Below are 23,293 nucleotides of genomic sequence, written 5' to 3' on the forward strand. Positions count from 1 at the left end.
TTCGCGACCTTCAACGTTGCGAAAGTGGCTTTCGCAACGTCGGGGCGGGTGGTCGGCGGGTATGGGGGGTGCGTGTCGCGAAAGCCACTTTCGCGACGTCTGATGTCCCGAAAGTGGCTTTCGCGACGCGAAAACTGCGCCGCGCCCCCCCGAAATTGTCCCTTGTGGACAGTCAGCGCCAAGGTCGCACCGGTGGATCACGGCGCCAAGGACCGCATCGTGATCGTGAGCGGAGCCGAGGCGTCGTCGTGGCTGATCATGAGCAGCGCGATGCCGTGCCGCTCCGCCGCGGCGGCGAGAACGTCCAGCAGCCGCGCGCGGTTGGCCGCGTCGAGCGCCGAGGTCACTTCGTCGCAGATCAGCACCCTGGGATGGGCGAGAAGCGCACGGGCCACGGCACAGCGCTGGAGCTGGCCACCGGAGAGCAGTCCGGGACGTCGGTCGGCCGCGTCGATACCGAGGGAGCGCAGGGTCTCCGTCGCTTCGAGCAGGGCGTCCGCGCGGCTGAGCCCGCGAAGGAGACGGGCGGTGTCGGCCACCTGGTCGAGCACGTCGCGGAATTCGTCGAAGGACGCGCGGCTGTCCTGGTGGACGTATTGGACCGCGCGCAGGTGCGCGCGAGTACGACGCCGGACGAGGCGAGGCAGCCGGACGCCGTCGACTTCGATCGTGCCCGCGCTCGGCGGGGTCAAGCCGGCGAGTGCGCGGGCGAGGGTCGTCTTGCCCGCGCCCGAGGTGCCGGCGAGCGTGGTCCGGCTGCCCGCCGCCAGTTCCAGGTCGAAGTCCTCGACGAGGGTCGTCCGCCCGGCGCGCACGGTGAGCCCTCGAACGACGAGCACGGGCGACGACGGCGACGGGGGTGGCGGGCCATCGATGCGGACGGGTTCGGGGACCGTCGGGGACGGCACCAGGCGGTGGTCGCGGAGTTCGGCGACGTCGCCTGCCAGCGCACGGGCCAGCGTGAGGTCGTGAGTCAGGATCAGCAACGCCGTCCCGGCCTGGGAAAGCTCGGCGAGCCGGGCGGTGAGCACGGCCCTGTTCGCGGCGTCGAGACCACTGGTCGGTTCGTCGAGGACCAGCAGCCTGGGCCGGTTCACCAGAGTGGTGGCGAGGGCCATGCGCTGCTGCTGCCCGCCGGACAGCTGGTGCGGGAACCGGCGCCACAACGTCTGTTCGAGTCCCGATTCCGCCAGCGCGGCGCGGGCCGCCGCCAGCCGCGCGGCACGGCCGCGGTGGCGGAGGGCGGCGAGTTCGGCCAGCACCGGACCGCAGCGGCGGACCGGGTCCAGTACGGCCGACGGCTGCTGCGGCAGGTGGCCGACGACGCCGGCCCTGGCCCGTCGCGGTTCGGCAGCGGCCCGGCCGAGCAGCGGGGACCCCGCCAGCACCACCGACCCGGACAGCGTGATCCCCGGCCGGGCCTGTCCGGTCGCGGCGAGCCCCAGGGTGGTCTTTCCCGTGCCGGACGCGCCGAGTACGACGAGTACCCGGCCCGCTTCGAGGGACAGCGAGACGTCGTCGAGCAGAACGGTCTCCCCGGCGCGGGCGGACAGGCCCGTGATCTCCAGGACGGTCACGGGATCACCCGCCGGGCGGCGAGCAACCGGTCGGTGACGAGGTTCGTGCCGACGCACAACGCCATCAGCAGCGCGGCGGGGACGAGGACCACCGCGGGCGAGGTGTAGAGGGCTTCGCTGTTGCGTTCGATGACCACGGCCCAGTCCGGGGAGTCGGCGGGCAGGCCGAGCCCGAGGAAGTTCGCCGACGCCAGCAGATAGAGCACCACGCCGAGCCGCGTGCCGGCGTCGGTCGCGACGGGGCCGGCGAGGTGCCGGGCGACGTACCCGAACCGGACGCGCCACCACGGTTGTCCTTGCAGGGTCAGGGCTTCCACTGCGGCGCGGCAGCCGGGCGCCAAGGCCGCGGCCCGCGCCACCCGGGTGATCGCGGGCAACTGGAGGACGGCGACGACGGGAATGAGCACGCCCGGCCCACGGTGCCCGGCCGCGGCGAGCACCATGAGCACCAGCAGCGACGGGAACGCCAGCACGAGATCGAGGGACCGCATCACGGTTTCGTCGGCCAGCCGTCGGCGCCCGGCAGCGACGAGACCGAGCGGTACCCCGATCAGATAGGCGAGCCCGAGTGCAGCGGCCGTCATGCCGATCACCGGGAACCCGCCCGCGAGGATCACCGTGAGCGCGTCGCGGCCGAGGACGTCGGTGCCGAGCGGATATGCGGCGTCCGGTGCCTGCCACGGCGCTCCGACGGACTCCACGGGGCCCGCGACCACCGGCCCGGCCAGCGCGAGCACCAGCGGTACCGCGAGGAGCGACCACCCGAACGTCCGCTTCACCATGTCGCGGGCTCCCGCTGCGGGGTGAGCCGATGCGCCACGAGGTCGGCGACCAGGTTTCCGAGCACGACCACGCCGGCGAACGTCAGCACGTATCCCTGCACCTGCGGGATGTCCCGGTTCTGCACGGCTTCGACGAAACCCGTGCCGAGTCCGGTGATCGCGAACAGGGACTCGACGATCACCGTGCCGGTCAGCAACCCTTCGACGGCACGGGCGAGTTGCTGCACGGCGGGGGCCGCGGCGGCGGGCAGGAGATGCCGCAGCACCACGGTGCGTTCGGGCAGGCCGAGCAGACGCAGATGCCCGGCCACCTGGCCCTTGGTCTGCTCGGCGATCCCGATCCGGAGTTGCCGGGCGACGTCGCACAGCTGTCGGGCGACCAGCACGATCACCGGCAGCACCAGCACCTCGGGGTGCGCGGTCAGCTCGGTTCCGGCCGCGGTCGCCGGGAGCAAACCCGTGTAGACGGCGAATCCGGCGACCAGCAGCAGACCGAGGACGAACTCGGGGATCGCGTGCAGGAACAGCGTGACCGAGGTGAGCACCCGGTCGATCCGCGACCCTTCGCGCAGCCCGCAGGTCACCCCGATGCCCAGCGCGAGCGGTACGAGCACGAGCAGGGTCACCCCGGCGAGCAGGGCGGTCGCGGCGAAGCGGCGGGCGATCTCGTCGGTCACCGGGGCGCCGGTCACGAGCGACCGGCCGAGATCACCGGTGAGCAGCCCCGAAAACCAGTGCCCGAATCGGTCGAGGACCGGCTGGTCGAGGCCGAGCCGGTGGCGCACGGTCGCCACCTGCTCGTCGGTGGCCTGCTCGCCGAGCACGACCGACGCCGCGTCGCCGGGAAGCAACGCGGTCACGGCGAACGTCGCGACCAGCACGAAAATCGCCTGCAGAACGGCGAAGCCCAGCCGCCGGGCGGCGTAACCCGGCACGTCAGGAGAGCCGGGCGCGGTCGAACCTCGCCCAGTCGAAGGTGTTCGGCGGCGCGGTCACCAAACCGGTCACCCGCTTCGCAACGCCGATCGTCCAGGTGCTGAACCCCCAGGCGAGCAGGCCGCCGGATTCGTGCACGATCCGCTGGGCGTCACCGAACAGCGCCAGCCGGGCACCCTCGTCCGCGGTGGCCGCGGCCCGGTCCATGAGGGCGTCGAACTCCGGCGACGCGAAACCGTTGACGTTGTTCGAACCGCCGGTCCGGAAGCGCTGGTTGAGGAACGTCGGCACCGGCAGGGTCGCCGTGCGCGTGAGCGCGGCGACCCCCTTCGTCTTGATCTCGCTGAAGTAGGTGCTCGACGCGCGCGTGTTCGGGGTGACCTTCAGCCCGATTTCGCCCAACTGCTGGGAAATCAACGTGGCCGCGGTGGCGAAACCCGGATCGACGTCGCTGGTTTCGACGGCGAAGGCCAGCCCCTCCGCGCCCGCCTCCCGGACGAGCGAACGGGCCAGGTCCACCTCGCGTCCGCGCTGGGGGATACCGGCGGCGTACCCGCGGAGTCCTTTGCCGAACAGGTCGTTGCCGATTTCACCGCGTCCGGCCAGTGCGACGCGGTTCAGCGCCTCTCTGTCCACTCCGGACAGTACGGCGCGCACCAGCCTCGGGTCGGCGAACGGCGGCCGCGTCACCCGCAGCATCATGCCCTGCATCGTCGTTCCCTTGGCTTCGAGCAACGAGACGCGGCCGTCACCGGCCAAACGGGCGGCGGTACCGGCCGCGAGATCGTGGGCGTAGTCGACCTGCCCGGACAGCAGGGCGTTGACGCGGGCGGCTTCCTCGTTGACCGGTACGAATTCCAGCTCGTCGACACCCGGCGCGCCGTCCCAATGGGACTCGTTCTTGCGGAACACCGCCGGACCGCCGGGGGTGAACGAGACGAAACGGAACGGACCGGAGCCGACCGGCGCCGTGAAGTCGGTCGTCCCGGCAGGCACGATCTCCGCGCCGGGAGCACCCCAGCCCGACGGGAATTCGAAGTCGGGAGCGGTCAGCGTCAGCTCGATTTCGGTGGGGGACACCGCTTTGCTGCGGCCGAAATCCACCTTCGCGAAATACTGGCGTGACGAGGACGCCAATGCGGGATCGGCGATCCGCCGGAAGGTGTAGAGCACGTCGTCCGCGGTGACCGGGCGGCCGTCGTGGAAGGCCGCCCGCCGCAGCCGTACTCGCCAGCGTGTGCCGGAATCGTCGCTCTCCCAGGACTCGGCCAGCCGCGGCCGCAACGAGGTGTCGGCGTTGTAGGCGACCAGCGTGTCGAAGAGCGCCTTGGCCCGCGCCTGGTCGACGAAAAGGGAGACCTGGGACGGGTCCAGGGTCTCCTTCGAGCCGCCCGCGGAGAACGCGACCCTCAGCCGGCCGGTGTCCGCGGGCGCGGTCCCGCACGCGGCCAGCGGCGTGAGAGCGGCCAGGGCGAGCAGCCGCCGGCGGGTGAGCGGATGACGCGTCATAGGAACCTCCGGGACATCGAGCACTGTCCCGGGCGCGCGGCCGCACGTGAACGGGACCCCGCTCCGTACTCCACGACAGTTGGGGCTGGCGGTACCCGGCGGGCAGTCCGGCTCACGGCGCTGGGACGTCTTCCCAGGTCGTTCACGGTTGCGGGTCAGCGCCGGATTCACACCGGCTTCCCCCGACGGGCACCTTCTTGCGTTGTGGCGCCCACGGTAACCCATGCCAGGGGTGTGCTACACAGGATCAAGATCACGAAGGGGAGGCCGGTGGACGAGAAGCTCGCGGCGGACTGGGTGCGCCGATGGGACATCCAGCAGGAACGCTACATCGCCGACCGCGAAGAACGCTTCGCCGTGCTGATCGATGTCGTCGAGCACGTCTGCCGTGACGTCGCCGATCCGCTGGTGCTGGACCTCGGCTGCGGGCCGGGATCGCTGGCCACGAGGCTCGCCGCGCGGCTGCCGCGCGCACGGGTCATCGGCGTCGACGACGACCCGTTCCTGCTCGCCCTCGCCAGGGCCACCCGGCCGCGGGAGGCGGAGGTCGAGTACCTCCATGCCGACCTCGCCGAGAGCGGCTGGCTGACGTGGGGGCCGGTCGACGCCGCGGTCTCCACGACCGCGTTGCACTGGCTGCGTCCCGAGCGGCTCGCCGAGGTCTACCGTGACCTCGCCGGAGCGCTGCGGGAGGGCGGAGCGCTGGTCAACGGCGACCACTTCTACGACGAACAACCCGGCATCCGCGCCCTCGCCGAGGTGGTCAAGGACCGGCGTGCGGCTCGTGCCGGGGTCGGCGCCAACGAGGAATGGAAGGCCTGGTGGGCCGCGGTCGCCGCCGATCCCGCGCTGCGAGAGCGGTTCACGGCCGAGGAGTTGCGCGGCATCTCGACCGGCTACGGCAACCGGCTGAGCCCACAGGAGCACACCAGGCTGCTCCGGGAGGCGGGCTTCGCGGAAGTGGCTCCGGTGTGGCAGTTCGGCGACGACTACGTCCTGACGGCACTGCGCTGACCCGACCGGCGCCTGACTCCGGCGGGTAGGTTTTCCGTGTGGGGACTGGAATGGATTCGGTGCGCCGCGTGGTGATCGTCGCCTTCGACGACGCGCAGATACTCGACGTCGCCTGTCCCAGCGGGGCGATGGAGATCGCGAACTCACACGGTGCGGCGCCGCCCTACGCCGTCGAACTGGCCACGGTGCAAGGGCGGACGACGCGGAGTTCGTCGGGGATCCTGCTCGCCGGTGTCCGGCGGCTGGCCGAAGTGTCGGGGCGGATGGACACGATGCTCGTGGTCGGCGGCGCGGGAACGGAGGCGGCCGCCAAGGACGAGCGGCTGCTGACGCAGGTGCGGCGGCTGGCCGGGCGAAGCAGGCGGGTCGCCTCGGTGTGCACGGGAACGTTCGTGCTGGCGGCCGCCGGGTTGCTCGACGACCGGCGGGTCACCACGCATTGGGGCTACAGCGAGCTGCTCGCCGCGACTTTTCCCGCCGTGACAGTGGATCCCGCCCCGCTCTACATCCGTGACGGCAACGTCTTCACCTCGGCCGGGGTGATCAGCGCGCTGGATCTCACGCTCGCGCTGATCGAGGACGACCACGGTCCGACACTGGCCCGCGAGGTCGCCCGTGAACTGGTGACCTATCTGCACCGCCCGGCCGACCAGGCGCAGATCAGTACGTTCCTGGCCGCTCCGCCGCCGAGCAACCGGGTCGTATTGGATCTGCTGGGATACATCGCCGCGCATCTCACGGAGGACCTGAGCCCACCGGCGCTGGCGGCGCGTGCCGGGGTCACCACCCGGCATCTCACCCGCCTGTTCACCGCCCATCTGGGCAGCACCCCGGCCAGGACCGTGCGGATGGCGCGGACCGAAGCGGCGGCCCAGCTGGTGCGGTCCACCGCGTTGCCGCTCTCCGCGGTCGCCAGGCAGTGCGGGTTCGCCTCGGCGGAAACCCTGCGCTCGGCGTTCCGCCACCAGTACGGGCTGTCCGGGGACAAGCTTCGCAGGATGCCGGACATGCCACGCCCGATCGTCCGCTGACCGCCCCAGAATTCGCGGTATGAACAGTGCGAAGACCACGCGCAGGACAGTGTTGGCCGGTGCCGCGGCGGCCGCGGCGTTCGGCCTCGGCACCGGCACGGCCCAGGCCGAGACCCCGGGTTTGAAGATCGGCATCCTGCTCTACGACGGCTTCAGCCTGCTGGATCCGACCGGCCCCGCCGAGGTGTTGTCCCGGCTTCCCGGCGCCGCGGTGACGATGATCGCCGAGCACCGCGGCCCGGTACGCACCGACACCCGGGATGTCGCGGTGGTGGCGGAACGTTCGGTGGCCGAGGTGAACCGGCTGGACGTGCTGCTGGTCCCCGGCGCGGGCAACCGCGGCACGGTCGCCGCCATGGAGAACCCCGTCCTGCTCGAGTGGATCCGGCGCATCCACCGGCACACGACCTGGACCACGTCGGTGTGCACGGGAAGCCTGGTCCTCGGCGCGGCGGGGCTGCTTCGCGACCGGGCCACCACGTACTGGGCCTCGGCGGACTACCTGGAGAAGACCTTCGGCGTGCGCTACGTGGCCGAGCGTTACGTCCAGGTCGGCAAGGTCGTCACCGCGGCGGGGGTGTCCGCCGGGATCGACCTCGCGTTCCATCTCGCGTCCCTGCTGGCCGGCGAGCGGATCGCCCGCGGTATCCAGCTCGCCGTCGAATACGATCCGCGGCCGCCGTTCGATTCGGGCGACGCCGCGAAGGCGAGCCCGGAACTCAAGGCGCTCGCCCTGAAACTGCTCGCCGAGTCGCAGGAATAGCTGAACGGCCGCTTTGCTCGCACTGTTCGTGCCGATCTCCGCGTCCGCCCAAGGACAGGCCGAGTCGGGGCCGCGGGAAATCCAGGTCGTCAACGGCGATCGGACCGGACACCGGACGACGGGAATCGGTGCCGGTGCCGGCCAGCCGCCGGTTCCCGGGTTGGAAGCGTCCCCTGGGCAAAACCGGGTGCTGCTCCTCAGTCGTCAGAACGAGCACGTGGGTTTCGCGGATGTCGGTGACGTCGTCGCGCAGAACGGGACGTTCACTCCGCCTGCCTGCTGAGATTCGCCCAGGGAAGTGGCCGCCGGACGGCGAGGACGACGGTGTCGTCGGCGTGCAGGACGACGTCGTGCATCCGGACGGCCAGTTCCCGGGGAAGCTCGGTGATGGGAAGGGCGGCGTACGCGGGGGCGAGATCCAAGAGCCGGTCTTGGCCTTCGAGATAGTCCTTGCGGCTTTCGACGAGGCCGTCGGTGTAGAGGAGCAGGGTTTCTCCGTGCCCGAGGGTGTGGTGGCGGAGTTCGGGGCTGCCGGGGTCGGGAAAGCCGATCCCGCGGCCGACGACCGGGGGGCGCAGCAGCTGCGCTCGACCGTCCACAGTGGTCAGTACGGGGGCGGGATGGCTGCCGTTCGCGAGGGTCAGTTCGCCGGTCGCCGGGTCGATCCTGGCGAGGATCACGGTCGCCATGAGGTCGGGTTCGATCGTGGCGAGAGTGTGCGCGGTACGGGCGATGAGGTCCCGGAAGGGGTGACCTTCCAGCGCGAGGGTGCGGATCGCGTGCGTGACGGTGAGGGCGTGGCGGGTCGAGGTGACACCGTGCCCGACGGCGTCGACGAGGGTGATGTGCAGCCGTCCGTCGGGAAGGACGAACCAGTCGTAGAGGTCCCCGCCGGTGGGGGAATCCTGGTCGGTCGGCGAGTAGTGGACGGCCAGTTCGAGCCCTGGCACGGCGGGCGGGCCTGGCCGTAGCGCGTCTTCGAGCTCGCGGAAGATGACGGAATGCGCGCGGCGGAGTTGTTCGTCGCGTTGTTCGAGTTCGATGTACATGGCCAGCACACCGCTGTTGGTTTCGGCGAGTTCGTGTTTGAGCTCCCGCTGTTCCCGCGCGAGCGCGTCGGCGCGGGCGATGAGCGCGAGGCTTTCCTCATCGGTCGCCTGGTCGTCACCGGCCGGGACGGGATGCCGGACGGTTCCCGTGGGGAGATGCCAGGTGAGGCTCGTGTCTTCTTCGGCGTCGGGCAGCAGGGGGAGGGTGTTGCGCCGCGGCCGTTCGACCGGGCGGGGGAGCCGGACGGTGACCGCGAGGAGGCCGTCGGCGGTGGTGGTTTCGAGCGCGACCTCCGCACCGGCGTCGAAGGCCGGTCCGGCGAGCAGGGTCGCGGCCATGACGAGACGGGCGCGGTCTTCGGCGGGGACGCCTGCTTCGGCGCAGGCCGCGCGGAGGCGGCGGCGGAGCCGGGTGAGGTGTGGGTGCATCAGCGGAGCTGGTCCGGGTGGAGGGCGATCATGGCGGCGTCGTCGCGGGGATTGCGGTGACGGTGGGAAAGATCGGCGGCGAGGAGCAGCGCGTTCGGCGGCTGCGTCGCGCTCGCCGGTGTGCGCCAGGTGTGGCCGACGCCGTCGGTGTGCAGCACGACCAGGTCCCCGGCGGTGAGCGCGGTGTGCCGGACTTGGGCGGCGGGCAGGGCGTAGCCGACGACACCGGGGATGCTGAGCAGCAGTCGCGACCGGCCGTCCCCGCTGATGGTCGTGCCGCTGACGTTGCCGACTCCGCAGAATTCGAGCGTGCCGGACGCGACCCGGGCGAGCGCGACGGCGGCGCCGCGGGTGGTGCGCAGTGCGCGGTGCATGGTCGCCAGCTGATGAGGGAACGGCCGGTCGGGATTCTGGCGGAACACGCGGATCGCCGTTTCGGCGGCTTCGGCGGCGTCGGGCCCGTGGCCGAGGCCGTCGACGACGACCGCGGCCCAGCCGCCGGTCAGTTCGGCGAGGGCGATGGCGTCGCCGCAGTGGTCCTCCCCGTCGCGGGGGAGACAGAAATGCCCGACCGCGGCGGCGGGCCCGGCCGGTGTCCCGGGAAGGAGGACCCTGGCCGACGCCAGGGTGCCGGACCGGGGCGCCGAGCGGATCCGGAAGACGGTGGCCATCCTGCCGACCGCGCCGAGGCCGGTGCCGAGCGTGCCCGTGGTGGTGTTGCCGTCGAGGAGCCAATGTCCGACGTCGGCCATCCCCGGGCCGTCATCGGCGGCGAGGACGTCGATGCCGAGCCCGATCGCGGGCCGCTGCACGACGATCGAACCGTTGATCGCGTGCCGGTCGAGGTTCCCGGCCAGTTCGGAGGTCACGACGGCCGCGCGTTCGGTGAGCACCGAGGGCAGCCCGCCGTCCCGCCCGGTCTCGCGGGCGGTCCGTGCGGCGGCGTAGACGGCGCTGGCGTGGTCGACGCGCAAGAGGCGCGAGGGCGGGGGGACCACGATGCCGCTCATGGCTTCCAGCGCGTGATCGTGATGGTCGTGCCGCGGCCGGGGGCTGAGTCGATGGTGAATTCGTCGACGAGGCGGCGGGTCCCACCGAGGCCGTGGCCGAGTCCGGCGCCGGTGCTGAAGCCGTCGGTCATCGCCCGATCGACGTCGGCGATACCGGGCCCGTCGTCCCGGACGCGCAGCCGCAGCCCGATCCGGCCGCGGTCGTCGCGGAGCACGGTGATCGTCATGGTTCCGCCGCCACCGTGGATGTAGGCGTTGCGGACCAGTTCGCTGGCCGCGGTGACGATTTTCGTCTGGTCCACGATGGAGAATCCCGCGGCGACCGCGCTGGACCGCACGGCGTGCCGGGCGGTGAGCAGATCCTCTTCGGCGCGGACGGCGTGTTCGAGGGGCGGGACGTCGCGACCGGGGTCGGTGAGTTCGTCAGGGAGCATGGGGCGCCTCGGCGGGACGGCGCCAGCCCAGCAGTTCCATCGCCTGTTCCGCGTCGAGCGCGGTCCGGACGCCGGTGAGCTGGAGCCCGAGTTCGGACAGCGTGATCGCGACCGCGGGGCGCATCCCGGCGACGATCATCCTGGCGCCGAGCAGCCGTCCGGTGTCGGCGAGCTGCATCAGGACCCGCGCGACGAAGGAGTCGACGACCTCCAGCCGCGAGATGTCGATGATGACGCCGCGGATGCCTTCGTCGGCGATGCGGGTGGTGAGCTTTTCGGTGAACCGCAGCGCGGTCTTGTCGTCCAGGTCGCTGGGCAGGCCGGTGAGCAGGATGTCGCCGAGCCGCAGGATCGGCAGCCCCGCCTGGGTGCTCACTCGGTCACCGCGACGGCGGGGGCGCGGTCGCCGATGAGACGCATCGCGGTGGCCAGCGCGTCGGCGAGGGAGCCGCGGGTGACGATCTGCGACAGGTCGATGCCCAGCTGGGTGATGGTCTGCGCGATCGACGGGCGGATACCGCTGACGACGCATTCCGCGCCCATCAGCCGGACCGCGCTGACGGTCTGCAGCAGATGCTGGGCCACCGCGGTGTCGACGGTCGGCACGCCGGTGATGTCGATGATCGCGACCCTGGCTTCGTGGGTCTGGATCGCCTCGAGGAGGCTGGTCATCACGACCTGTGTGCGAGCGCTGTCGAGGGTGCCGATCAGCGGCACCGCCAGCACGTGCCGCCACAGCCGCACGACCGGTGTGGACAGTTCGAGCATCTGGTGGTGCTGCCGGCGGATGATCTGTTCCCGTCCGGTGACGTAGACCGCGAAGGTCAGCACGCCCGCGCCGTCGAGCAGTTCGCTGACCAGCAAAGCCGCCCGGTAACGCAGGCCGTCGTCGTCCGTGTGCCGCTCGACGGCGGCCAGCGTCACGCGTTTGAGCGACAGGATCGCCATCGCGGTGGCCGACGGCTCGGCACCGGCGCGGGCCCGGCGCTCCGAAAACGAGGTCAGCGCGTCACGGACCGCGCCGTCCCGCGCCACGATCCGGTCAACGGGCAGTGTCGTGCCCAGCGCGGCACGCAGGGCTTCGAGCAGTTCGGCGGCCTCGCGGCGGAGCTCCTGCTCGGAGTGCGCCGCCGCGGACGGCTCGAGTTGCCGTCGGATCCAGTCGCCCACCAGCGTCGTGTGGTCTTCGTCGAGGATCCGCGTCAGCAGCTCCCGAACGGGGGCATCGTCCGTCCCCAGCACCGTGTCCTCCCGCGGTTTGGGGCGCGCTCTGCTGTACGCCGATGAACTGTTGTCATATAACAACAGTCGAGCGTACTCCCGCAACAGCGGGGCCTCACGGCGCCCCGCTGCCGACCTCGTCCCCGGTGCCGGCGGCGTGGTATTCCCGCAGTCCGGCGGCCAGCGCGGCCCTCCCGGCGGGGGTCATCTTCTCGAGTACCGCCTGGACGTTCTCCCGCCGCCGGGCACGGATTTCCCGGAGGTAGGCGCGGCCGCGTTCGCTCAGCCGCAGCGTGAGTTCGCGGCGGCTGCGGGTGCTCGGCAGCCGTTCGAGGAAGCCGACCGCTTCGAGCCGGTCGCAGAGACGGCTCACCAGCGGCGGGGTCGAGCCGAGCAACTCGGCCAGGGTGCGCAGGTTCAGCCCGTCGTGGTGGTCCAGTGCGATCACCGCGCGCAGCTGGGCGGTGGACAGCGGCCGCGGGGAGACGTCCTGCATCCGCTCGACCACGAGCTCGACGAGGCCGGGCAGGTCGAACTCCGCAGCCGTCCCGTCCGGGGTTGGCTGCTCGCGGGACCGATCCACGGTGTCCACTCTGGCATCCTTATGCTCGTTCCTGCAGCACAGCTCACGCGAATCGCCGGAGACCCGGCTCGCCGGGGCGGCGCGGACTCGACAGACTCAACGTGTGCCTTCCCGGTGCGCGATCCGGTGAGCGGGAGGCGGGGCGTTGGACAGATCCCTGGCGGTGGAGCGTCTTTTGCGGGACGTCCCTCCTCACGACCTGCCCGCCGCCCTTCGCTCGGCGCTGTCCGAGCACTTCGGGGCGCGGGCGGTCGAGCTCCTGATGGCCGATTACGCCCTCACCGAGCTGTGCCGGGTGAGCACACTGCCTTACACGTCGGAGCCGATCCCGGTCGACGGCACGACGCCGGGGGCGGCGTTCGTCGCGCAGGCCGCCACGTTCGACCACGACGGCGCGAGCGTGACCGGGTACCTGCCGGTCAGCGTCCGCGGTGACCGGCTCGGGATCCTCGCGGTGACCCTGCCCGAGGAACCGGAACCGCCGGTGTGGGCCGAACTCGAGCGGTTCGCCGAAGCGCTGGCGCACGAACTGTTCGTCGCCGACCGCGACACCGACCTCTACATCCAGGCCCGGCGGTCCTCCCGGTTGACACTGGCCGCGGAGATGCAATGGCAGCTGCTGCCCGGCCGGGCCTGTACCCGCGCCGAATTCGCGCTGGGCGGCCAGCTCGAACCCGCGTACGCCATCTACGGCGACTGCTTCGACTGGTCCGCCTCCGCCCACAAACTCGCCGTCACGCTCATCAACGGCATGGGGGAGGGCAGCGAAGCCGCGCTGCTGACCAACCTCGCCGTCAACGCGCTGCGCAACGCCCGCCGCGCCGGAGTCGCCCTCGACGCCCAGGCTGAGCTCGCTGACCAGGCGCTCTACGCGCACTATCGTGGCGCCCAGCACGTCTCGGCGTTGCTGCTGGAGTTCGACCTCGCCACCGGAACGGCCGACGTCGTCGACGCGGGATCGCCGCGCTTGTGGCGGCTGCGGGACGGAAAGGCCGAGCAGATCCACTTCGACGAACAGCTGCCGCTCGGCACGTTCGAGGACACGCTCTACACCGCCCAGCGATTCCAGGCCGTCGACGGCGACCGGTTCGTGTTCGTCAGCGACGGCGTCTACGACGCGGCAGGGCCGCACGGCGAACGTTACGGGGAACGCGAACTCGCCGAGGCGGTCGTCGCGACCGCCGACCTGCCCGCCGCCCACGTCCCGGGCTCCGTGCTGAGGGAACTCAGCACCCGCCGCCACGGCGAGCAGGCCGAGGACGACGCGATGGTGGTGTGCCTCGACTGGTTCGGGCCGACTCCGCTTTCGGGCCCGGGGCCGAGTCCCGCCGTCTCGATGGGGTCGCGCTAGTCGCTGTCCCTGTCCGCCGGGACTTACCGGACACCGCCTGGGCTGTGCCGGTCAGGACGCCGTGTTCTGCCGGAGGGCGGCGGGCCGCCACACCATGGCCACCCGCGTGCCGTGCGCGCCGGTGTCGATGGTCATCTGGTCGGTGACCTCGTCGATCAGGCTCAGGCCACGACCACCGGAAGCGGGTTTGCCCACCCGTGACCTCGCCGCGGGGATGCCGTTCCCGGTGTCGGTCACCGTGACCGTGATCGCGTCACCCGCCCAGTCGGCATAAAGGCGGACCCAGCCTCGCCTGCCTGGGTAGGCGTGCATCGCCGTGTTGGCCATCGCCTCGTACGTGGCGATGGTGATGTCGTACTTGCTGTTCGCGTCGATGGGCAACGCGTCCAGCCAGCCCCTCAGTTTCCGCCGGAGCAGGGCGACCTCGCCCGCCTGTGCCGGAACGAGCTCCTCGAAAGCCGACCTCACGGTGGTGTCGATCGGCGCGCCCGGAACGGCTCCGGACCCCGGATCGGCCACGTCGGCGTCAGAGTCGCTCCTCTCCATGCTCGGGTCTGGAGTATGTCGATACACGATCTACTCCTTCCTCGTCGCCCGCGCCCCATGGCCGCCGGCGTCATGGCACTGAATACCCACGAGGTCGCTTTTCTACTCGCGGCTCCGCACGGGAGAAGGTGGGCTCGACGTAACCAGCGAGCCCGGCGGCCGCTGATATCTTGCGGTCCATGTCAGAGTCCAACTCCACTGAGGACAGCCAAGGTGCGCCTCCACCGCGCCGGTCCGGCAAGCGCATCGCCGGCGGTATCTTCCTGATCCTCGCTGCGATCGGCCTGTTCTACACAGGGGTCGACGCGCTCGCCGATCCGGGCGGCGTGGTCGCCCGTTCCTCGAACTCGGCGCGCAGCCCGGACACCGACGCCGAGGCGCAGATCGGCGGCTTCATCCTGATCATGTTCGGGGTCTCGGTACTGGGCTTCGGCATCGGGATGATCGTTTCGAAGGGGCCTCTCTTCGCGAAGAGAAAGGACTGATCCTCAGAGGCCGACCTTGGACGGGTGCGTCGCCAGCGGCGTGACCGCGATGTCCATGTACGGGAACAACGGCAGGCCGGACAGCAGCGTGTGCAGCTCGTCGTGGTCGGCGGCGTCGAGGATCGAGAAGTTCGCGTATTCGCCCGCGATCCGCCACAGCTGCGGCCACTTGCCTTCACGCTGAAGCTTCTGGCTGTACGCCTTTTCGCGCGTGATGAGGTCGGCGCGTTCCGCCGCATCGAGATCGGGCGGCAGGCGGACGTCCATGCGCACGTGGTAAAGCATCGGTCACTCCCAAAGGGACGCTGGTCAGGGACGTTCGGGATCGAGGACGAAGCCGTACTCGATGGTCTCGCCATCGCCTGACGGGCGTGGGTCCAGCACCAGTTCCGGTTTGACCGCGGAGGCGATGTCGTCGTCGTTGTGCTCGTCGCCGGGGAAGTACAGCTGGGCCGTGAGCAGCTCGTGCCCCGGTGCCGAGACCTTGACGTGCAGATGCGCCGGACGCCACGCGTGCCAGCCCGCCGCGGCGATGAGCCTGCCGCAGGAGCCGTCGGTCGGGATCTGGTACGGCGCGGGGCGCACGGTGTGGATCTCGAACCTGCCTTCGGCGTCGGCGGTGAAGCTCGCGCGCAGGTTCCATTCCGGGATGCCCGGCGCGAACTGGGAGTAGAAGCCGTCCGCGTCGGCGTGCCACAGCTCGACCTTCGCGCCGCTCAGCGCCGTGCCGTCGGTCGAGGTGACCCGGCCGGTCCAGACGAGCGGCGTTCCGGGTTCGTCGTCGCGCATCGGGACCGCGCCTCGGGCACCCTGCTCGGGCGCGCCGGGCACGTAGTACGGCCCCTCGATGGCGCCCTTGTTGCCCTCGCGGTGCTCGGTGGCGACCTCCTCGACGACGTGCTCCACCCAGACGTCGAGGAACAGCGGCCATTCGCCGTCCTCGCCGACGCCGATCAGCCACGACTTGAGCGCGTTGTACTCGTCGTAGGTGACCTTGTGTTTCCGGATCGTCCCGTGCACGGCTTCCAGCACCTCACGGGCCAGCAGGCTGACCCGCTCCTTCGGCGTTCCGGCGACGCCGGCGAACTTGTCGCTCTTGAACCGTTCGGTCGCGTTGGCACCGGACGCGGCCGCGGTGGCCGTCTCGGGGATGGCGGTCATGAATCCTCCTTGATTCGTGGTGGCGTCAGTGGTCCTGGCGGTAGCGCCGGAGCTTCTCCGGATCGATTTCGGCACCGAGGCCGGCGCCGGGGCGGACGGTGAGTTCGCCGTCGACGACACGCAACGGCTCGGTGAGCAGGTCGTCGCTCATGTCGAGGAAGTTCGAGAGTTCGCCGGGGCGGCGGGACGTCAGTTCGTAGGCCGAGCCGAACGCGACCGCGCACAGCGAACCGAGCTGGCCGTCGATCTGGTTGCCCATCACGACTTCCAGACCGAGTCCCTCGGCGAGGTGATGGGTGCGCTGTGAGCGGGTGAAACCGGTGCGGGCGGTCTTGATGCTGATCGCGGTGGCGGAGCCGCCGAGGATCTCGCGGGTGACGTCGGCCGGGGTCACCGCGGATTCGTCGGCGATGAACGGCACGTCGAGCCGCCGCACGAGCCAGCGCCTGCCGAGGACGTCGTCGGCGGGGCAGAGTTCCTCGGCGAAGAGCAGGCCGAGGTCGGCCATCTCCCGCATCGCGCGGGCCGATTCGGCCGCGGTCCAGCCGCGGTTGCCGTCGACGTAGAGGTCGACGGTGTCGCCGAAGTGCTCCCGCAGCGCGCGTACGACGGCGGTGTCGAGCGACGCCGGGCGGCGGCCGACCTTGACCTTGAAGGTGGTGATGCCGTGGGTGTCGCGCATCCGCTCGGCCTCGGCGACCATCGCGGACGGCTCGTCGAAGCCGAGCATGTGGGACACGCGCATGCGGTCGGTGTAGCCGCCGAGCAGTTCGGTCACCGACACGTCGAGGCTGCGGCCGAGCGCGTCCCAGATCGCCATGTCGATCGCGGATTTCGCGGTCGGGTTGCCGACCGTGCGGGCGAGCCGGGTGTGCGCCGTTTCGCGGTCGAGCAGGCTGAGACCGACCACCTGCGGGGCGAACAGGGAGCCGATCACCGCGATGATCCCCGCCTGGGTCTCGCCGTAGGTGAACGGCCGCGGGGGCGCCTCGGCCACGCCGACGACGCCGTTGTCGGCGTGCACCCGCACGAGGACGTGCTCGGCGACGTGCACTTCGCCCGAGGCGAATTTCAGCGGTTTCCGGTACGGGATGGCGAACGGGATCGCCTCGACGCGCGTGATCTTCATCAGGTGCTTTCGGTGGTAGGGAAGACGTCCTCGAGCGCGTCGAGGACGGTCGTGACGAGCGGGGACCGGGACTCGCGGTGCCACGCCAGTGCCAGCTCCACGGTCGCCGCTCCGGCGAGGTCGCGGAACACGACACCGGCCAGGGGCAGCGCCCTGGCGGAGGCGGGCACCACGCCGACGCCCAGGCCACCGGCGACCAGCGCCAGTAGCACCGCCGTCCCGGAGGCCTCGTGAAGCCGTGGAGGCGTGAGCCCCGCCTCCCGGCAGCTGCGAGCGACGGCGTCGTACACGACGGAGTTGCGCCGGTCGTAGGTCACGAGCGGTTCGGTCCGCAGCTCCGCCATCGCGACGACGGGTTCGGCGACCAGCCGGTGGTCGGCGGGGACGGCGAGGATCAGTGGCTCGCTTTCGATCACCCGGAAGCCGATGTCGTCCCCGGTGACCGGCGGGCGGAGCATCCCGATCCCCAGTGTCCCGGTGCGCAGGCGTTCGCACTGCTCGGCGGTCAGGAGGTCGGCGCGGACCTCCAACTCCACGTCCGGCACCCGCTCGGCGAGCGCCCTGGCCAGCCGTGGCAGATGGGAGAACGCCGCGGTGCCGGTGAAGCCGACCCGGAGCAGGCCACGTTTGCCTTCGCCGATCCGGCGGACCCCGCGTACTCCCACGTCCAGGCCCGCCAGGACACGCCGGGCTTCGGCCAGGAAGAACTCACCCGCCGGTGTCACGCGGACCTGCCGGGTCGTGCGGGCCAGCAGGACGACGCCGAGTTCCTCCTCCAGCCGGCGGATGGTGTGCGAGAGCGCGGGCTGCGCGACGTGCAGCCGCTCGGCTGCCCGGCCGAAGTGACAGGTCTCGGCGACGGTGACGAAGTAGCGCAGGTGACGAAGTTCCATGGACGCCTCCCTCCGTTGCCTCTGCCGCCGATCCGTTCACGGTACGAAGCGGAATCATCGAAGACAAAGACTTGGTTTGGCTCGATTGATAAACAGCGGTTATCAATCGCAGCTTAGGGGACGCGTCGCGAAAGCGACTCTGCGACAGGTCCGCCGGTTCCGGTTGGTCCCAACCCTGTCCGTGAAGGCCCCCTTGCCGAGTACATGAAGGCCCCCTTCCTTGCGCCTAGGTACAGGAAGGGGGCCTTCATGTAGTTCGCGGGCAGGAAGTCGCCCACCGCGGATCGGTAGGCCCGTCCTACCGGTGACGGACGGTGTCGTGTTCGGGCATTCCTTGTCTTCCTTGCTGTTGTGTGCACGGCCGGGTGCGGGGAGGGCCGGAGCGATTGATTCGTCAGCCCGGATGAACTTTTCCGCCGCTCTCGTCGTTCCGCACGAATCGGTGGCACCGGTCACCGGCATAGCATCCCGGGAACTGCGGCCGACGCTTTCCCGGACACGAGGTGGAACATGGCGAAACTTTCCGAAATCGACGCCTGGTTGGCACAGAACCTTTCCGCCCTGCTGGCCGAACACCGGGTCCCCGGTGCGGCCGTCGCGGTCCTCGCCGGCGACGAGGTGATCGATCACGCGGCGGGCGTGCTGAACAAGGACACCGGTGTCGAGTCCACAGTGGACTCGGTGTTCCAGATCGGCTCGATCACGAAGGTGTGGACGACGACGCTGGCGATGCAGCTCGTCGACGAAGGCCTCCTCGATCTCGACAAGCCGGTGCGGGCCTACCTGCCGGAGTTCGTCCTCGCCGACGACGACGCGGCGTCGCGGATCACCGTCCGGCAGCTGACCTGCCACACGTCCGGTTTCGAAGGCGACATCTTCACCGACACCGGTGTTGGCGACGACTGCGTGGAGAAGCTGGTCGCGACACTGGCGGACGTGCCCCAGTTGTTCAAGCCGGGGGAGATGTTCTCCTACAACAACGCCGCCTACTGCGTGCTCGGCCGCGTCATCGAGGTACTGCGGGGCAAGTCCTACGACGACTGCCTGCGCGACCATCTCTTCGCCCCGCTCGGTCTGACGCACGCGGCCGCCGGGCCGTACGACGCGATCCGGTACCGCGCCGCGATCGGGCACCTCGCGCCGTCACCGGACGACGAACCGCGCCCGGCCGGGATCTGGGCGCTGACCCGGTCGAACGCCCCGGCCGGATCGATGCTCTCGATGCGCCCGCGCGATCTGCTCACCTTCGCGCGGATGCACCTGTCCGAGGGAAGGGCGGACGACGGTACCCAGGTGCTCCGGCCGGAAACGGTGCGATCGATGTGGGAGCGCCAGGTCGAACTGCCCGACCTCGGCCTGATGGGCGGCGCGTGGGGTCTCGGCTGGATGCTCTTCGACTGGCCCGGCGGCCCGGTGATCGGCCACGACGGCGGCACCATCGGCCAGTCGGCCTTCCTGCGGGTGGTCCCGGGCCGCAACGTCGCGGTCGCCCTGCTGACCAACGGAGGCCAGCCGCTCCACCTGTACGCGGACATCTTCCGGAAGGTGCTGGGTGACCTCGCCGACGTCGAGGTCCCCGCCCTGCCGGAACCGAACGCGGCGGCGGCGCCGGCCGACCCGTCCAGGTACGTCGGCGAGTACTCGTCGCGGGTGGCCGACACCGTGGTCAGCCAGGACGACGACGGACAGCTGTGGATCGAGCGTGTTCCGAAGGGGATCATGGCCGCTACGGGCGGGGAAGCCGAGAAGACGGAGTTGCTGGCCTACAAGGGCGACACGCTCGTCGCGGCCTACAAGACGCAGCCCGGACTGCACATGCCGCACGCGTTCGTCGGGGACGACGGCAGCGGGCGGGCGCTGTACCTCCACACCGGGCGTGCCGACCGGCGGGTGAGCCGGTGAGCCGGATCGCCGACGAGATCGAGGCGGTCTTCGAGTCGGCCGGGGCACGCGGATTCCTGCACGCTCGGGAAATCGGCGTCTCCGGCGGTCCCGAAGTCGCTGTGGGCGCGGACGACCCGGTCGTGCTCGCGTCGGTGTTCAAGATCCCGGTCGCCCTCGCCTACGCCAGGGAAGTGGTGGCCGGGCGACTGGACGAGACCGAGCGGACCCTGGTCACCACCCGGTACCGCATCGGCGGGATCGGCACCGCGGGCTGCGCGGACGACGTCGAGATGAGCTGGCGCGACCTGGCCCATTTCATGCTGACGATGAGCGACAACGCCGCGACCGATCTCGTCTACCACCGGGTCGGGCAGGAGGCCGTCGACCGGGTGCTCGCCGACCTCGGGCTCGCCAGGACGCGGTTGATCGGCTGCTGCGAGGACCTTTTCGCCTCGGTGATCGCGGATCTCGGCGCGAAACCCGACGACGATCTGGAAGCCGTCTTCGCCGCCGCAACGCCCGAACAGCTGTGGAAGCTCTCGGTCCTCGATCCGGAACGCACGACGTCGTCGACCCCGCGGGAGATCACCGCGCTGCTGGACGCGATCTGGACCGACCGCGCGGGCGACCCGGCCGCCTGTGAGCGCGTACGGAAGATCATGGCGCAACAGATCTGGCCGCATCGGATGTCGTCCGGTTTCCCCGCCGGGGTGGCGGTCGCGGCCAAGACCGGGACCCTTCCCGCCGTCCGCAACGAAGCGGGCGTCGTGTCCGATGTGGACGGTCGCCGGTACGCCGTCGCGGTGTTCACCCGCGCCGAATCCCTCGCCGACCGCCTGCCCGCGGTCGACGCCTCGATCGGCACGGCGGCGCGCCTTGCCGTGGACCACCTTCGCGCACTTTCCGTCCAACCGTAGGAGAACCGCATGAAGACAGCTCGGCTCACCGCCGCCATGGCGGGCGTGGTGGCCTTGACCGTGAGCGCGTGCGGGGGGACGTCGCAATCCGGCGAGGACCGGACCGCGAACCAGAAATTGACCGACGGCAAGACCTTCACGATGGGCCTTTCGACCGATCCAGGGACGCTCGACCCGGCCGTCACCGTGCTGTCGATCGCCAGGCAGATCGGCCGGTTCCTCTACGACGGCCTGATCCACCTCGATTCCGCGGGCAAGCCGGTGGCGGGGCTGGCGGAGAAATGGGAGGCCACGACGACCACGGCGAACTTCACCCTGCGGGACGGGGTGAAATGCGCGGACGGGTCACCGCTGACCGCGCGGGACGTGGCCGCGAACATCGACCACGTCGGTGATCCGGCGACCAAGTCCCCGCTGACCGGCGTCAGTGTCAAAGCGGGGACGAAGGCGGTCGCCGACGACGCCGCCCGGACCGTCACGGTCACCAGCGGGGCACCGGATTCGTTCCTGCTGCGCAATGTGGCGGCCGTGCCGATCGTCTGCGCCAAGGGACTGGCGGACCGGGCGTCCGCCGCGAAGGGACAGCACGGCACCGGCATGTTCACCATGACCGAGATCGTGCCGAACGACCACTACACCCTCACCCGGCGCAAGGACTACACCTGGGGCCCCGGCGACTGGAAGAGCGAACAGCCGGGACTGCCCGAAAAAGTGGTCTTCCGGGTCGTGCCGAACATGACGACGACGGCGAACCTGCTGCTGTCCGGGGAACTCAGCGCGGCGCAGGTGACCGGACAGGACCAGCAGCGGTTGCGGTCGCAGAAGTTGTTCCACGCCGACATCGTCATGCCGATGGGTGAGGTGTTCTTCAACCAGGCACCCGGCAGGCCCGGTCAGGACCAGGCGGTGCGCCGCGCACTGACCCAGGCGCTCGATTTCGCCCAGATCGGCAAGGTGCTCACCACCGGCACCGGTCAGCCCGCCAAGGGGCTCGTCACCGGAGAACCCTTGGCGTGCCCCGGTGATTCGATCAACGGCAAGCTGCCCGCCTTCGACGTCGCCGCCGCGAAGTCCGGGCTCGACGCCGCGGGGTGGACGCCCGGTCCGGACGGAATACGGGCCAAGAACGGCAAACGGCTCGCGCTCACCGTCGTCTACGGCACCCAGGTCGGGCCGACGATGGTCTCGGCCGCGGAGCTGATCCTGCAGTCGTGGAAGAACATCGGGGTCGAGGCCACGATCAAGGCCGTCGACGGCCCCGGCACCAGCCAGGTGCTGTTCGGCACCGGTGAATGGGAAGTGTCGCTGGCGCCGCTGGGCTTCGTCCTGCCCAGCCAGGCCGTTCCGTTCGTTTCCGGCGCGAAACCGCCGCAGGGCACGAATTTCGCGCATATCGAGAATCCCCGGTACACCGAGCTCGCGGGCAAGGCGTCGGCGCAGGTCGGCGAATCCGGGTGCGGTGACTGGCTGGCCGCCGAATCCGCGCTGTTCGATCGGCTCGATGTGGTGCCGTTCGTGAACTCGACCATCCCGACCTTCGCGAACGGTGCCCGGTTCGAAATGAACCAGGGCCAGATCCTGCCGTCGTCGATCCGGATGTACTCCTGATGACGAGCGCCGTCGCGACAGCCGGCCCGAGGAGCAGTCCTTGGCTGTCGTTCGGGATCCGCCGTCTCGGCCGGTTTGCGGTCTCGCTGTGGGTGCTGGTCACCACGGCGTTCCTGATGATCCAGCTGATCCCCGGCGATCCGGTCCGCGCGGCGCTCGGGCTGACCGCGCCCGCCGAGCTGGTGAACGCCCGGCGGGCCGCGCTCGGCCTCGACGACCCGCTGTGGAAGCAGTATGTCGACTATCTCGCCGGTCTCTTCTCCGGGGACTGGGGAACGTCGATGACCACCGGGGTGCCGGTCGCGGACGTCATCGGCGACCGGCTCCCCGCGACCCTGGAGCTGGCGTTGCCCGCCTTCGTGGTGGTCATCGCGGTCGCGATCCCGCTGGGCCTGCTGTTCGCCGTGCTGACCCGGGGCGGCCGCCGTCGCGGAGGTGAACTGGCGTTCACCTCGACGGCGGTCCTCCTGGCCGCGATCCCGGAGTTCCTGGTCGCGGTGGCGCTGGTGGCGTTCTTCGCGGTCCAGCTCGGTTGGTTCCCGGTGGCGGGCAGCGAGGGGACGGGTGCGCTCGTGCTCCCGGTGATCGCGCTGGCGCTCGGCCCGGCGTCGGTACTCGCCCGTATCGTGCGAGTGGAGACGCTTTCCGTGCTGGGCAACGATTTCATCCGCACCGCGCGGGCGAAACGGTTGCCCGCGCGGCTGGTGTACCTCCGGCACGCGTTGCCCAACGCGGTGACCGCGACCCTCACCATGGGCGGGCTGATGCTGACCGGGATGGTGGCCGGGACGGTGCTGGTCGAGAACGTGTTCGCCTGGCCGGGGCTCGGTTCCACCATCGCGCAGTCGATCCTGCAGAAGGACTACCCGCAGGTGCAGGGAATCGTGCTCGTCTACGGCATCGGTGTGCTGCTGGTGAACCTGACGGTGGACGTGCTGCTGGCCGTTCTCGATCCGCGTTCGACGATCCGGGAGAACTGAG

At 70.6% G+C, this 23,293-nt stretch carries 25 protein-coding genes and 1 riboswitch; of the genes, 10 read left to right on the forward strand and 15 right to left on the reverse strand.

The features are described 5' to 3' along the window. Positions 1–197: 197 nt before the first annotated feature. Genes ACFVM3_RS14060 through ACFVM3_RS14075 form a run of 4 tightly spaced genes read right to left on the reverse strand, consistent with a single transcriptional unit; the run spans position 198 to position 4,804 of the window. Positions 198–1,577: an ABC transporter ATP-binding protein gene (locus tag ACFVM3_RS14060; RefSeq protein ID WP_378438657.1), complete on the reverse strand. Its 1,380-nt coding sequence runs from the start codon at positions 1,575–1,577 to the stop codon at positions 198–200. Next, a complete protein-coding gene (locus tag ACFVM3_RS14065; RefSeq protein WP_378438659.1) occupies positions 1,574–2,359 on the reverse strand; it encodes an ABC transporter permease in 786 nt (261 codons plus the stop codon). Before ACFVM3_RS14065 ends, ACFVM3_RS14060 begins: the two co-directional genes overlap by 4 nt. Next, positions 2,353–3,294 carry an ABC transporter permease gene (locus ACFVM3_RS14070; protein ID WP_378438661.1) on the reverse strand — a complete coding sequence of 314 codons (942 nt, stop codon included), beginning with the start codon at positions 3,292–3,294 and terminating at the stop codon, positions 2,353–2,355. The genes ACFVM3_RS14065 and ACFVM3_RS14070 overlap by 7 nt, the downstream gene beginning before the upstream one ends. A gap of 1 nt (position 3,295) precedes the next feature. Further along, positions 3,296–4,804: an ABC transporter substrate-binding protein gene (locus ACFVM3_RS14075; RefSeq protein ID WP_378438663.1), complete on the reverse strand. Its 1,509-nt coding sequence runs from the start codon at positions 4,802–4,804 to the stop codon at positions 3,296–3,298. A 79-nt stretch (positions 4,805–4,883) separates the two neighbouring features. After that, a riboswitch (cobalamin riboswitch) is annotated at positions 4,884–5,038 on the reverse strand. 36 nt (positions 5,039–5,074) lie between these two features. On the opposite strand from ACFVM3_RS14075, the gene ACFVM3_RS14080 reads away from it, so the two are divergent. Genes ACFVM3_RS14080 through ACFVM3_RS14095 form a run of 4 tightly spaced genes read left to right on the forward strand, consistent with a single transcriptional unit; the run spans position 5,075 to position 7,895 of the window. Then, positions 5,075–5,818, forward strand: coding sequence for a class I SAM-dependent methyltransferase (locus ACFVM3_RS14080; protein ID WP_378438665.1), 744 nt, complete (start codon positions 5,075–5,077; stop codon positions 5,816–5,818). A gap of 50 nt (positions 5,819–5,868) precedes the next feature. After that, positions 5,869–6,849 carry a GlxA family transcriptional regulator gene (locus ACFVM3_RS14085; RefSeq protein ID WP_378438708.1) on the forward strand — a complete coding sequence of 327 codons (981 nt, stop codon included), beginning with the start codon at positions 5,869–5,871 and terminating at the stop codon, positions 6,847–6,849. 19 nt (positions 6,850–6,868) lie between these two features. Further along, the gene (locus tag ACFVM3_RS14090; protein ID WP_378438666.1) at positions 6,869–7,612 is read left to right on the forward strand and encodes a DJ-1/PfpI family protein; all 744 of its coding nucleotides are present in this window, start codon (positions 6,869–6,871) and stop codon (positions 7,610–7,612) included. A 13-nt stretch (positions 7,613–7,625) separates the two neighbouring features. Next, positions 7,626–7,895, forward strand: a complete 270-nt coding sequence (locus ACFVM3_RS14095) for a hypothetical protein (protein WP_378438668.1) — start codon at positions 7,626–7,628, stop codon at positions 7,893–7,895. Here the strand turns inward: ACFVM3_RS14095 and ACFVM3_RS14100 are convergent. The 6 genes from ACFVM3_RS14100 to ACFVM3_RS14125 all read right to left on the reverse strand — a co-directional run bounded on the left by ACFVM3_RS14100 (position 7,876) and on the right by ACFVM3_RS14125 (position 12,347). Then, entirely contained in the window at positions 7,876–9,090 is a 1,215-nt protein-coding gene (locus tag ACFVM3_RS14100) for a PP2C family protein-serine/threonine phosphatase (RefSeq protein WP_378438670.1), read from the reverse strand. The two genes, ACFVM3_RS14095 and ACFVM3_RS14100, sit on opposite strands and share 20 nt — an antisense overlap. After that, positions 9,090–10,100 carry a SpoIIE family protein phosphatase gene (locus tag ACFVM3_RS14105; RefSeq protein WP_378438672.1) on the reverse strand — a complete coding sequence of 337 codons (1,011 nt, stop codon included), beginning with the start codon at positions 10,098–10,100 and terminating at the stop codon, positions 9,090–9,092. The genes ACFVM3_RS14100 and ACFVM3_RS14105 overlap by 1 nt, the downstream gene beginning before the upstream one ends. After that, positions 10,097–10,534 carry an anti-sigma regulatory factor gene (locus ACFVM3_RS14110; RefSeq protein WP_378438673.1) on the reverse strand — a complete coding sequence of 146 codons (438 nt, stop codon included), beginning with the start codon at positions 10,532–10,534 and terminating at the stop codon, positions 10,097–10,099. Before ACFVM3_RS14110 ends, ACFVM3_RS14105 begins: the two co-directional genes overlap by 4 nt. Further along, a complete protein-coding gene (locus ACFVM3_RS14115; RefSeq protein ID WP_378438675.1) occupies positions 10,524–10,910 on the reverse strand; it encodes an STAS domain-containing protein in 387 nt (128 codons plus the stop codon). Before ACFVM3_RS14115 ends, ACFVM3_RS14110 begins: the two co-directional genes overlap by 11 nt. Further along, positions 10,907–11,776, reverse strand: coding sequence for an STAS domain-containing protein (locus ACFVM3_RS14120; RefSeq protein WP_378438677.1), 870 nt, complete (start codon positions 11,774–11,776; stop codon positions 10,907–10,909). The genes ACFVM3_RS14115 and ACFVM3_RS14120 overlap by 4 nt, the downstream gene beginning before the upstream one ends. 94 nt (positions 11,777–11,870) lie before the next feature. Further along, positions 11,871–12,347 carry a MarR family transcriptional regulator gene (locus tag ACFVM3_RS14125; protein WP_378438679.1) on the reverse strand — a complete coding sequence of 159 codons (477 nt, stop codon included), beginning with the start codon at positions 12,345–12,347 and terminating at the stop codon, positions 11,871–11,873. A 136-nt stretch (positions 12,348–12,483) separates the two neighbouring features. On the opposite strand from ACFVM3_RS14125, the gene ACFVM3_RS14130 reads away from it, so the two are divergent. After that, positions 12,484–13,689, forward strand: a complete 1,206-nt coding sequence (locus ACFVM3_RS14130; protein WP_378438681.1) for a PP2C family protein-serine/threonine phosphatase — start codon at positions 12,484–12,486, stop codon at positions 13,687–13,689. Positions 13,690–13,740: 51 nt separating this feature from the next. Here the strand turns inward: ACFVM3_RS14130 and ACFVM3_RS14135 are convergent, their stop codons facing one another. After that, complete coding sequence (locus tag ACFVM3_RS14135) at positions 13,741–14,235, reverse strand: ATP-binding protein (protein WP_378438683.1); 495 nt, start codon at positions 14,233–14,235, stop codon at positions 13,741–13,743. 179 nt (positions 14,236–14,414) lie between these two features. Between ACFVM3_RS14135 and ACFVM3_RS14140 the strand changes: the two genes are divergently transcribed. Further along, a complete protein-coding gene (locus ACFVM3_RS14140) occupies positions 14,415–14,720 on the forward strand; it encodes a hypothetical protein (protein ID WP_378438685.1) in 306 nt (101 codons plus the stop codon). Between the two features lie 3 nt (positions 14,721–14,723). Here the strand turns inward: ACFVM3_RS14140 and catC are convergent, their stop codons facing one another. From catC to ACFVM3_RS14160, 4 genes are read right to left on the reverse strand one after another with little or no spacing between them, the layout of a single operon-like run. Further along, entirely contained in the window at positions 14,724–15,005 is a 282-nt protein-coding gene (gene catC, locus ACFVM3_RS14145; RefSeq protein ID WP_378438687.1) for a muconolactone Delta-isomerase, read from the reverse strand. A gap of 24 nt (positions 15,006–15,029) precedes the next feature. After that, positions 15,030–15,881, reverse strand: a complete 852-nt coding sequence (gene catA / locus ACFVM3_RS14150) for a catechol 1,2-dioxygenase (RefSeq protein ID WP_378438689.1) — start codon at positions 15,879–15,881, stop codon at positions 15,030–15,032. A 25-nt stretch (positions 15,882–15,906) separates the two neighbouring features. After that, positions 15,907–17,010 carry a mandelate racemase/muconate lactonizing enzyme family protein gene (locus ACFVM3_RS14155; protein WP_378438691.1) on the reverse strand — a complete coding sequence of 368 codons (1,104 nt, stop codon included), beginning with the start codon at positions 17,008–17,010 and terminating at the stop codon, positions 15,907–15,909. Beyond that, the gene (locus ACFVM3_RS14160) at positions 17,010–17,903 is read right to left on the reverse strand and encodes a LysR substrate-binding domain-containing protein (RefSeq protein ID WP_378438692.1); all 894 of its coding nucleotides are present in this window, start codon (positions 17,901–17,903) and stop codon (positions 17,010–17,012) included. Before ACFVM3_RS14160 ends, ACFVM3_RS14155 begins: the two co-directional genes overlap by 1 nt. Positions 17,904–18,413: 510 nt before the next feature. Here ACFVM3_RS14160 and ACFVM3_RS14165 point away from each other — a divergent pair. The 4 genes from ACFVM3_RS14165 to ACFVM3_RS14180 are packed head-to-tail and all read left to right on the forward strand — an operon-like array spanning position 18,414 to position 23,292. After that, a complete protein-coding gene (locus ACFVM3_RS14165) occupies positions 18,414–19,805 on the forward strand; it encodes a serine hydrolase domain-containing protein (protein WP_378438694.1) in 1,392 nt (463 codons plus the stop codon). Then, positions 19,802–20,704, forward strand: coding sequence for a serine hydrolase (locus ACFVM3_RS14170; protein WP_378438696.1), 903 nt, complete (start codon positions 19,802–19,804; stop codon positions 20,702–20,704). Before ACFVM3_RS14165 ends, ACFVM3_RS14170 begins: the two co-directional genes overlap by 4 nt. A 9-nt stretch (positions 20,705–20,713) precedes the next feature. Then, positions 20,714–22,312, forward strand: a complete 1,599-nt coding sequence (locus ACFVM3_RS14175; protein ID WP_378438698.1) for an ABC transporter substrate-binding protein — start codon at positions 20,714–20,716, stop codon at positions 22,310–22,312. After that, complete coding sequence (locus ACFVM3_RS14180; protein ID WP_378438700.1) at positions 22,312–23,292, forward strand: ABC transporter permease; 981 nt, start codon at positions 22,312–22,314, stop codon at positions 23,290–23,292. Before ACFVM3_RS14175 ends, ACFVM3_RS14180 begins: the two co-directional genes overlap by 1 nt. Position 23,293: the final 1 nt, after the last annotated feature.

It is taken from the genome of Amycolatopsis sp. NPDC057786 (assembly GCF_042797905.1).
In the GTDB taxonomy this organism is placed as follows: Bacteria; Actinomycetota; Actinomycetes; order Mycobacteriales; family Pseudonocardiaceae; genus Amycolatopsis.